This window comes from Pseudomonas lactucae, assembly GCF_016937615.1.
Taxonomy (GTDB): Bacteria; Pseudomonadota; Gammaproteobacteria; order Pseudomonadales; family Pseudomonadaceae; genus Aquipseudomonas; species Aquipseudomonas lactucae.
The window spans coordinates 38,436-48,467 of record NZ_JAFHKI010000051.1 but is presented as its reverse complement, the minus strand read 5'-3'; the positions used below and the strand labels follow the sequence as shown (position 1 = coordinate 48,467).

The 10,032-nt window shown below is 57.3% G+C and carries 7 protein-coding genes and 3 pseudogenes; 7 read left to right on the top strand and 3 right to left on the bottom strand.

The window, feature by feature from the left end; all coding sequences use genetic code 11:
- On the bottom strand, positions 1-971 hold a 971-nt coding region (locus JWR98_RS10100; RefSeq protein ID WP_205489930.1), incomplete at its 3' end, for a cbb3-type cytochrome c oxidase subunit I.
- Between the two features lie 78 nt (positions 972-1,049).
- Between JWR98_RS10100 and JWR98_RS10095 the strand changes: the two genes are divergently transcribed.
- Positions 1,050-1,742, top strand: a complete 693-nt coding sequence (locus tag JWR98_RS10095) for an alpha/beta family hydrolase (RefSeq protein ID WP_205489928.1) — start codon at positions 1,050-1,052, stop codon at positions 1,740-1,742.
- A 147-nt stretch (positions 1,743-1,889) separates the two neighbouring features.
- Here the strand turns inward: JWR98_RS10095 and JWR98_RS10090 are convergent, their stop codons facing one another.
- Positions 1,890-3,455, bottom strand: coding sequence for a methyl-accepting chemotaxis protein (locus tag JWR98_RS10090; protein WP_003175454.1), 1,566 nt, complete (start codon positions 3,453-3,455; stop codon positions 1,890-1,892).
- Positions 3,456-4,229: 774 nt separating this feature from the next.
- Between JWR98_RS10090 and JWR98_RS10085 the strand changes: the two are divergent.
- From JWR98_RS10085 to rfbC, 5 genes and pseudogenes are all read left to right on the top strand, one after another.
- Positions 4,230-5,202, top strand: a pseudogene (locus tag JWR98_RS10085) (glycosyltransferase family 2 protein).
- Between the two features lie 4 nt (positions 5,203-5,206).
- Positions 5,207-6,277, top strand: coding sequence for a dTDP-glucose 4,6-dehydratase (rfbB, locus tag JWR98_RS10080; protein WP_205489926.1), 1,071 nt, complete (start codon positions 5,207-5,209; stop codon positions 6,275-6,277).
- Positions 6,274-7,170 (top strand): dTDP-4-dehydrorhamnose reductase, encoded by an 897-nt coding sequence (gene rfbD / locus JWR98_RS10075; protein ID WP_205489924.1) that lies wholly within the window; start codon positions 6,274-6,276, stop codon positions 7,168-7,170. Before rfbB ends, rfbD begins: the two co-directional genes overlap by 4 nt.
- Positions 7,171-7,172: 2 nt before the next feature.
- Positions 7,173-8,057 carry a glucose-1-phosphate thymidylyltransferase RfbA gene (gene rfbA, locus JWR98_RS10070; protein ID WP_205489936.1) on the top strand — a complete coding sequence of 295 codons (885 nt, stop codon included), beginning with the start codon at positions 7,173-7,175 and terminating at the stop codon, positions 8,055-8,057.
- Entirely contained in the window at positions 8,057-8,602 is a 546-nt protein-coding gene (rfbC, locus tag JWR98_RS10065) for a dTDP-4-dehydrorhamnose 3,5-epimerase (protein WP_205489922.1), read from the top strand. Before rfbA ends, rfbC begins: the two co-directional genes overlap by 1 nt.
- Positions 8,603-8,865: 263 nt before the next feature.
- On the opposite strand, the pseudogene JWR98_RS29365 reads toward rfbC, so the two are convergent.
- Positions 8,866-9,308: pseudogene (locus JWR98_RS29365) on the bottom strand (DNA adenine methylase); the annotation flags it as partial.
- On the opposite strand from JWR98_RS29365, the pseudogene JWR98_RS10060 reads away from it, so the two are divergent.
- Positions 9,309-9,708, top strand: a pseudogene (locus JWR98_RS10060) (IS66 family transposase); the annotation flags it as partial.
- Between the last annotated feature and the right edge of the window lie 324 nt (positions 9,709-10,032).

Genomic DNA, 10,032 nt, shown 5'->3' with positions numbered 1-10,032 from the left:
CCTTCGAAGGTCGACATGCCGTAGAACGCCAGGGAAACGACGAGGAAGCGCAGGATCGGGTCGCTGCGCAACTTATGCCAGGCGCCCGAGAGGGTCATCATGCCGTTGATCATGCCGCCCCAGCTCGGTGCCAGCAGCACCAAAGACATCACCATGCCCAGCGACTGTGCCCAGTCCGGCAGCGCGGTGTAGTGCAAGTGGTGAGGGCCGGCCCAGATGTACAGGGTGATCAGTGCCCAGAAGTGCACGATGGACAAGCGATAGGAATACACCGGACGCTCGGCCTGCTTGGGCACGAAGTAGTACATCATCCCCAGGAAGCCGGCGGTGAGGAAAAAGCCTACCGCGTTGTGCCCATACCACCACTGCACCATGGCATCCGTCGCACCGCCGTACAGCGAGTAGGACTTGGTCAGGCTGACCGGGATTTCCAGGTTGTTGACGATATGCAGGATCGCCACGGTGATGATGAACGCACCGAAGAACCAGTTACCGACGTAGATATGCTTGGTGTTGCGCTTCATCACCGTGCCGAAGAACACAATGGCGTAGGCCACCCAGACAATGGTGATCAGGATGTCGATCGGCCATTCCAGCTCGGCGTATTCCTTGGAGCTGGTATAGCCCAGCGGCAAAGTGATAGCGGCCAGGAGGATAACCAACTGCCAACCCCAGAAGCAGAACGCGGCGATTTTCGGCGCGAACAGCTGAGTCTGGCAGGTGCGTTGCACCGAGTAGAACGAGCTGGCGAACAGTGCGCAGCCGCCGAAGGCGAAGATCACCGCGTTGGTGTGCAGCGGGCGCAAGCGGCCGAAGCTGGTCCAGGGCAAATCGAAGTTGAGCGCAGGCCAGACCAATTGGGCGGCGAGAAAAACCCCGAGCCCCATGCCGACGATGCCCCACACCACCGTCATAATGGCGAATTGGCGGACCACCTTGTAGTTATAGGCGGTACTTAAAGTAGTGTTCATGGTTCCCCATCCACGGTTCAACCCAAGCAAAGCGGCACTTGGGCTGGAGTTATAGGCAGACTGAATAGCGAGGCAAGCATGGGCAAAGAGCACAAGGCCAGTATTGACGGGGATCAATGGGCGCGGTGTGCGCGTGAACACGGCTGGTTGTGGGACCTCGCCTCGAACGCGGCTGCGGCTGCGCCACCGACGCTGATCCTGGCCCATGGTGCCGGTGCGCCGATGGACTCGGCGTTCATGAACGACATGGCTGCACGCCTTGCCGCACACGGCGTGAACGTATTGCGCTTCGAGTTTCCCTACATGGCCCAGCGCCGGCTGGACGGCGGCAAACGCCCGCCGAACCCGGCGCCGAAACTGCTGGAGGCCTGGCGTGAGGCGTACGCTGAGGTGCGGCGCCATGTCGCTGGGAAACTGGCCATCGGCGGCAAGTCCATGGGCGGGCGCATGGCCAGTTTATTGGCTGATGAAGTGGGGGCTGATGGGCTGGTGTGCCTGGGATACCCGTTTTATGCGGTGGGCAAGCCCGAGAAACCACGGGTCGAGCATTTGGCCCGGCTGAAAACGCCGACGCTGATCGTGCAGGGCGAGCGCGATGCCCTGGGGAACCGGGCGGCAGTGGAGGGGTATGACTTATCGCCGAGCATCGAAGTGATGTGGCTGGTGGCGGGGGATCATGATTTGAAGCCGTTGAAGGCGTCCGGGTTTAGCCATGAGCAGCATCTGGAGGCGGCGGCGGTGAAGGTGGCCGGGTTTCTCGGCGGCCTATAGGGCCCTATCGGGGGCAAGTCGAATCGTCGCACCGCCCCTCCCACATTTGACTGTATTCACAAATCAAAATGGGGGAGGTGGCTGGTCCCAATGCCGGTCAGTCAAACGCAGATCCCCTGTGGGAGGGGGCTTGCCCCCGATAGCGGTCTACCGGTTAAAACGCTCCACCAGCGAGTACTGGCTATTGGCCGTATGCGTCAGCTCTTCACTCAACTGCGCCGAGTTCAGCGCCTGCTCCGAGGTCTGATCCGCCAACAGCGCAATGGTGCTGATATTGCGGCTGATCTCCTCGGCCACCGAGCTTTGCTCCTCGGTCGCGGCCGCGATCTGGGTGGTCATGTCGGTGATATGCGCCACCGCTTCGCTGATCCCCACCAGCGCCTGGTCCGCTTCCATCACCCGCGCCACGCCTTCCTCGGCCTGGCGATGCCCGGCGTCCATGGTCTGCACGGCGGCGGCGGCGGTTTGCTGCAGCTTGGCGATCAGGGCATGGATCTGCCCGGTGGATTCGGCCGTGCGCTGCGCCAGTTGGCGAACCTCGTCAGCCACCACCGCAAAGCCACGGCCCATCTCACCGGCACGCGCCGCTTCGATGGCCGCGTTCAATGCCAGCAGGTTGGTCTGGTCGGCAATGCCCTTGATCACATCGACCACGCCGCCGATCTCATCGCTGTCCTTGGCCAACTGAGTCACGGTCACGCCCGTCTCCCCAACCGCCACCGACAAACGCTGAATCGCCTCGCGGGTTTCCCCGGCGATATCACGACCGCGACCAGTCAGGCGATTGGCCTCCTGGGTCGCATCGGCGGTGCGCTGCACATGGCTGGCCACTTCCTGAGTCGTGGCTGCCATCTGATTGACCGCCGTGGCCACCTGCTCGGTTTCGACGCGCTGGCGTTCCAGGCCGCTGGAGCTGTTGTGCGCCAGGGTGTTGGACTGCGCTGCCTGGTCGTTGAGATGCTCGGCCGTGTCCTGCAAGCGCGTAAGGCAAGTCTTCAGACGCGCCTCCTGGCTGAGAATCGACATCTCCAGGCGCGCCTGGGCGCCACGGCTGTCGGTGTACATCTGCGCGATCAACGGGTCGGACGTGGTCTGCTCGGCCAGGCGCAGCAGGCGCTTGAGGCCACGCTGCTGCCAGCTCAGGCCCAGCAGGCCCAACGGCACCGACAACCCCGCCGCCAGGGCAAAACCCCAGTGGGAATTGAACGACGCGCCGATCATGAAACTCACCTGGCTGATCAGGATAAACGGCACCCAGTCCTGCAACACCGGCAGCCACTTGTCCCGCTGGGGAACGGCCGACTTGCCCTGGTTGATGCGTTGATAGAGCGCCTCGGCCCGGCGGATCTGCTCGCTGGTGGGCTTGACGCGCACCGATTCGTAGCCGACCACCTGATTGCCGTCGAAGACCGGCGTCACATAGGCGTTAACCCAATAGTGATCGCCCGTCTTGCAGCGGTTCTTGACAATGCCCATCCATGGCAAGCCTTGTTTGAGCGTGGACCACATATGCCCGAACACCGCCGCCGGCACATCCGGGTGACGCACCAGGTTGTGCGGCGCGCGCAGCAGTTCTTCGCGGGAAAACCCACTGATCTCGACAAACGCGTCGTTGCAGTAAGTGATCACGCCTTTGGCGTCGGTGGTGGAGATCAATCGTTGCTGAGCGGGGAAGGTACGTTCGCGCTGGGTAACGGGCTGGTTATTACGCATGATTGTTCAATCCGCAAGGCTTTCAGGGGGTATCGGCCGGAGACGGGGGTTATTTAACTTATTTTTGCAATAATCCGTCGGCCGATATCAGGGGGCGACCTAGCCTTGAGCGGGTGAAGTGGCCGCGGCGCGAGACGGTCTGAATAGAGCGACGTGCCCCGGCCTATAATTGTACCGCCAGCGTTGAGCCCGCACCGATGATAGCGAGAGGGTTGGTGTTCATTTACAGCTCTAGTTCCAACGCCGCTCATATTTTCAGCTGACAAAGTGGTCACTTGCTATTTTGGAGCTGGTGACGATAAGTGTTGGGTAGCTTCAAACGAGCGTTGGTTATTCGCGGCCTAATGAAGTAGGCCGGGCTTGCCATCCACTACGCCACGCAGCTATTCAACGTTCGTTGATGCAAGTCAGTCTGCATTTACGAAGTCAAAGTATTCAACGCTAAATATGAATTGAACTTTTCATGATGGCATGAATCCCGCAGGTGATGCTGCAAAGGCTTCCTCTTGGGCGCTGCTTTTAGAGCGCAGTGGTGTTGTTTGGTTTGTAACGGGGGCGATGCAGGGGCGCGTCAGAATTTCAGAATTGGGTCGGGCTGAAATGCAGCCGCCATCGGTGCGGCCCCCGTCCCTGACGCGCTTGTAGGACCCACAGGGGCGCGACGGTTGGTCACCAGTGTGATTGTACTCACAGACCAATACTGCAATAATTCGCAAATTATTGTGGTCCATGTCCTGCATCCCCGTAGGATGTAGTTAGCTCGCAAGGGATATTGTGCCTATTTCCGCATCGTGTAGTTCCCCCAGCGCTCTGTCGGACGATGCTTGCTCTGCAAAAGTCGCGATTTTGATGTGCTCATACAACGGCGAAACCTTCGTTGCGGAGCAACTCGACTCCATTGAACGGCAGAGCCACCACGCCTGGACATTAGTTGTCTCGGATGATGGCTCCAAAGATGGCACTTTGGCGATTTTTAACCAGTACGCTGATCGTTGGGGCAGCGACCGGCTGAGCGTCGTGTCCGGACCGCAAAAAGGCTTCGTGGCCAATTTCCTCTCGCTGACGTGCCGTACTGATATCCAGGCGGATTATTTTGCATGGTGCGATCAGGACGATATCTGGGATGACGAGAAGCTGCAGGTGGCCGTCGACTGGCTGCGCAGCAGCCCTCGGACGTACCTGCCCTGTATTGCGGGCGCACGCGCTTGGTCAGTGATGCGGGCGTTGCGTTCGGTTTCTCTCCGCTTTTCTCCCTGCCTCCGCACTTCTCCAACGCACTCGTTCAGAGCATTGCGGGCGGCAATACCATGGTTTTCAACCAGGCTGCGCGGGAACTGATCACCGAGGCGGGTGCGAATGTCGTTGTCCCTTCGCATGATTGGTGGGCCTATCAGCTCGTCACGGGAGCGGGCGGGGTCGTTCACTACGACCCGTGCCTAGAATGCAATACCGCCAGCATGATGAAAATTTGATTGGCAGCAATTCCGGCTGGGCAGCGCGCCTGGCTCGGGTATGGATGATTTTTCAAGGACGTTTTTACGAGTGGAACGATCAGAATATTCGTGCGCTCGAAGCCATGCAGCATCGTCTTTGCAAAGAGCATCAAACGACCCTCGCGCGCTTCAAGCGTGCGCGCAGTCAAACATTATTTAGACGAGTGCTGGGGTTCCGGTCGGCTGGTTTGTACCGGCAGACGTTGATGGGAAATCTCGGGCTAATTCTTGCAACACTACTGAAAAAGATCTGACTCAATGACTATCTTAGTAACCGGCGGTGCTGGCTTTATTGGTGCAAACTTTGTACTGGACTGGGTTGCCCAGACGGATGAGCCGGTCATTAATCTGGATAAGCTGACGTACGCTGGCAATCTGGAGAACCTCAGCTCGCTCGAAGGTAACAAGCGCCACGTATTCGTACAGGGTGATATCGCCGATACGCAACTGGTCCAGCGCTTGCTCGCTGAATACCAGCCGCGCGCGATCCTGAACTTCGCTGCTGAATCCCACGTTGACCGCTCTATCCATGGCCCGGAAGATTTTATCGAGACCAATGTCGTCGGTACCTTCCGCCTGTTGGAAGCGGTGCGCGCCCACTGGAAGGCGCTGGATAGCGATGCGCAGCAAGCTTTCCGCTTCCTGCATGTCTCGACCGACGAGGTCTATGGTTCCCTAGGCAAGGACGATCCGGCATTTACCGAAACTCACCAGTACGAGCCCAACAGCCCATACTCGGCGAGCAAGGCGGCGAGCGATCACCTGGTCCGTGCCTACCACCATACCTATGGCCTGCCGGTACTGACGACCAATTGCTCGAACAACTACGGTCCGTATCACTTCCCGGAAAAACTGATCCCACTGATGATCGTTAACGCGTTGGCAGGCAAAGCCTTGCCGGTGTATGGCGACGGTCAGCAAATTCGCGACTGGCTGTACGTAAAAGACCATTGCAGCGCCATCCGCCGTGTACTGGAAGCCGGCACAGTGGGCGAGGTCTATAACGTAGGCGGCTGGAACGAAAAGCCGAACCTGGACATCGTCCACACCGTTTGCGCCCTGCTCGATGAGCTGCGCCCGCAAGCCGACGGCAAGCCTTACAGCGATCAGATCGCTTACGTAACGGATCGCCCAGGCCATGACCGCCGCTACGCCATCGATGCGCGCAAACTGGAACGTGAGTTGGGCTGGAAACCAGCCGAGACCTTCGAGACCGGTATCCGCAAGACGGTGGAGTGGTACTTGGACAACCAGGATTGGGTGAGCAATATCCAATCCGGTTCGTACCGCGAATGGGTAGAAAAGAACTACACCGAGCGCTCGGCATGAAGATCCTTCTACTTGGCAAAAATGGCCAGGTAGGGTGGGAATTACAACGCAGCCTGGCCCCATTGGGCCAGCTGCTTGCGTTGGATTCGAAAAGCCAGGACTACTGCGGCGATCTGAATGACCTGCAAGGCCTGGCCGCCACTGTGCAGCGGTTTGCGCCTGACGTCATCGTCAACGCAGCCGCGTACACCGCCGTCGACAAAGCCGAAAGCGAGCCCGCCCAAGCGCTGCGTGTCAACGCAGAAGCCCCGGCGGTACTGGCTGCAGAAGCACTAAAGTTGAATGCACTGCTCGTGCACTATTCGACGGACTACGTGTTTGCGGGCGATGGCGATACACCTTGGCAGGAAACTGATCCGGTGGGGCCGCTGAGCGTCTACGGCACGACCAAGCTGCAAGGTGAGCAAGCCATTCAGGCCAGCGGTTGCGCGCATCTGATCTTTCGCACCAGTTGGGTGTACGCAGCGCGTGGCAACAACTTCGCCAAGACCATGCTGCGTCTGGCCAGGGAGCGCGACAGCCTCAACGTGATTGACGATCAGTTCGGCACGCCGACTGGCGCGGACCTGCTGGCCGACATCACCGCCCATGCGATTCGTGCACTGCACTTGAACCCGCAATTGAGTGGGGTCTATCACCTCGCGGCAGCGGGGGAGACCACTTGGCACCGCTACGCTCGTTTCGTCCTCGAACAGGCGCAAGCGGCCGGTGTTCAGCTTTCGGTAACGCCTGCGAACGTGGGTGCAATTACCACCGCAGCCTACCCGACGCCCGCCAAGCGCCCCGGCAACTCCCGACTTAACACTCAAAAACTGCAGAATGCCTTCTCACTGCGCCTGCCTGAATGGCAGGACGGCGTGGCACGGATGCTCATAGAAATTCTAGAGAAATGAACATGCTTAAACGTAAAGGAATTATTTTGGCCGGCGGTTCAGGCACACGTCTGCACCCTGCAACCTTGGCGATTTCCAAGCAGTTGCTGCCGGTTTACGACAAGCCGATGATCTACTATCCGCTGACCACGCTGATGCTGGCGGGGATTCGCGACATCCTGATCATTTCCACGCCGCAGGACACTCCGCGTTTTGAACAGCTGTTGGGTGACGGCAGCAAATGGGGCTTGAATATTTCCTACGCCGTGCAGGCGTCCCCGGACGGCCTGGCCCAGGCGTTCATCATCGGTGAAGACTTTATTGGTAACGATCTGTCGGCGCTGGTGTTGGGTGACAATATTTATCACGGCCATAATTTCAATGAGCTGCTCAAAAGCGCGATGCACCGTGAGGACGGCGCCAGTGTGTTCGCCTACCACGTGAACGACCCGGAGCGTTATGGTGTCGTCGAGTTCGACGCGCAGGGCAAGGCAATTAGCCTGGAAGAGAAACCACTCGAGCCCAAGTCGAACTACGCCGTCACGGGTCTGTATTTCTATGACCGGGATGTGGTTGAAATCGCCAAGAGCATCAAGCCGTCGCCACGTGGCGAGCTGGAAATCACTGATCTCAATCGTGTTTACATGGAACGTGGCGGTCTTTCTGTTGAAATCATGGGGCGGGGTTATGCCTGGCTTGACACTGGGACACATGAGTCCCTTCTTGAGGCGAGTCACTTTATCGCTACTCTGGAGCATCGCCAGGGCCTTAAAGTCGCATGTCCCGAGGAAATCGCGTTTCGACAGAAGTGGATCGATACGGAGCAGTTGGAGCGGTTGGCAGCACCTCTGACTAAAAATGGATACGGGCAATACCTCAAGCGGCTTCTGAGCGAGACCATCTACTGATGAAAGCAACACCATTAGCCATAGCTGAAGTCGTGCTATTTGAACCGAAGGTATTCGGTGACAATCGGGGTTTCTTCTTTGAGAGCTTCAACCACCAACAGTTTGAAAATGCTATCGGTCGTCCTGTGCAATTTGTCCAAGACAACCATTCGCGATCGGCAAGGGGTGTGTTGCGCGGGCTGCATTACCAGATCCACCAGGCTCAAGGGAAGCTGGTGCGTGTAGTCCAAGGTGAAGTGTTTGATGTTGCTGTGGACATTCGTCGAAGTTCCCCGACCTTCGGCAAATGGGTGGGTACGTATTTGTCTGCCGAAAACAAACACCAGCTATGGGTGCCGGAAGGCTTCGCTCATGGTTTTGTGGTGCTCTCTGAAACAGCAGAGTTTCTTTATAAAACAACGGATTACTATGCTCCTGAACATGAGCGTAGCATTCGTTGGGATGATCCTGCCCTGGCTATTGATTGGCCATTTGAAGGGGATGTTGTATTGGCTGCTAAGGATGCGAATGCCAAGGTTCTCGACGAAGCGGATGTCTTTATATAATGGTAAATCGCGCAGGTCTTCTGAGTAGAAAGCTGCGCGAGATACTTACAGAAAATAGTTGTCTCGTGAGGTTTGTTATTTGGCCGTGTACATATCTGGTTGAAAGGGTGGCCTGCGCGTTAACAGCAACACCAACTATAAAAAAGGCCCCAATTGCGGAAAGTGCGGAGGTCTTTTTTTGTCACTATTGATGGATTATCCCGTTTGCAAAAAATCTGGGACATCCTCTAAGAGTTGCCTCAAGCCGGTATCTGTTTCTGGGTTTATAGAACTCCAGGCGAACAGAAACGGACACCTGTATCTAACCAATCCCACCAATCAATAACAACCTGGGCACTGACTTCAGCCTTCCCCTGTCGCTGGTTTGTGTTGCAATAGCGAATGTCCAGCGTCTCGACGTGGAGGTTATATAATCCGTCGAATCTCTGGGCGATCGTTGATGCTGACTATCACCTTGCCCTTACAGCGGCGCATGAAGTCGGCCACCGCTCATAGCTTTCAGATAGTTTTCAAACGGGAGCTTCACGCCATAGCGGGTGGCCTGCCAGTAAGGTGGGGTCGTAATGGTAGGTGTGGGCATGGTCGTGGCGTTCAGCGCATTCAAGAGAGGGAGGATTCTCAACATAAATTCCAGGCTCGCGCTGCCAAGCGGCCGAGAGGCTTTCTCCATTCACAGTAAGTTGATTGCCGGTCCGGTAGTGGTGGAGCTGGACCGCCGAATCAGCTAGTGATCCTTCTTGATTACTCGACCAGCCGAGCGCAAGAGGTACCGTTGCACCTGCTCGAAGGTTATCGCGGCTATCTGATGACCGGCGATTACGCCGGCTATAACACCTTGGGCGTGCAGACTGGTATCGAACGTTTAGGCCGCTGGGCCCATGCGCGACGCAAGTTTGTCGAGGCGCAAAAAGTGCGACCCAAGGGCAAAACCAGACGTGCCGATATAGCTCTGAATCTGATCAGTAGGCTGTACGGGATATCGAGCGAGATTTAAAGAAGTCGGCGATGAACATCGTCATGAAGGCCGACAGTAAAACAGCCTCTCGGTTCTGGCGCAGTTACACGCCTGGCTGGAGAAGACGTGGTCTGATTGCGTGGCTCAAAATCCCTCTGCAGCACACCTGGTATCCAGCTCTCTCGCCCGTTTCAAGTCAGCAGATACTGATGCCCTACAGCGACTAAGCTGCCGCTAAAGCCAATAGGTCCAGATACTCCAAAGACTGAGCGGAAGGGTAGATTCCTGATGCTAAAAAAGTACTCTTTTGCTAGTATGGTGCCCATTTTGTTCCGGCGAGAGCAGGAGCGGGTCGCGCGGACCGTGAAATCCTCTACGTACACGTCCAAGATCAGCTTGAGGCTTCCAGGGCGAATAATGCCCAAACTTGTGTCGTGTGCATGAAGTCTTCCTCTTCAGGATTTTATGAAGCTGG

Excerpts from the sequence above, each read along its gene's own strand:
- JWR98_RS10095 (WP_205489928.1), top strand. The coding sequence starts at position 1,050 with ATGGGCAAAGAGCACAAGGCCAGTATTGACGGGGATCAATGGGCGCGG.
- JWR98_RS10090 (WP_003175454.1), bottom strand. The coding sequence starts at position 3,455 with ATGCGTAATAACCAGCCCGTTACCCAGCGCGAACGTACCTTCCCCGCT.
- rfbB (WP_205489926.1), top strand. The coding sequence starts at position 5,207 with ATGACTATCTTAGTAACCGGCGGTGCTGGCTTTATTGGTGCAAACTTT.
- rfbD (WP_205489924.1), top strand. The coding sequence starts at position 6,274 with ATGAAGATCCTTCTACTTGGCAAAAATGGCCAGGTAGGGTGGGAATTA.
- rfbA (WP_205489936.1), top strand. The coding sequence starts at position 7,173 with ATGCTTAAACGTAAAGGAATTATTTTGGCCGGCGGTTCAGGCACACGT.
- rfbC (WP_205489922.1), top strand. The coding sequence starts at position 8,057 with ATGAAAGCAACACCATTAGCCATAGCTGAAGTCGTGCTATTTGAACCG.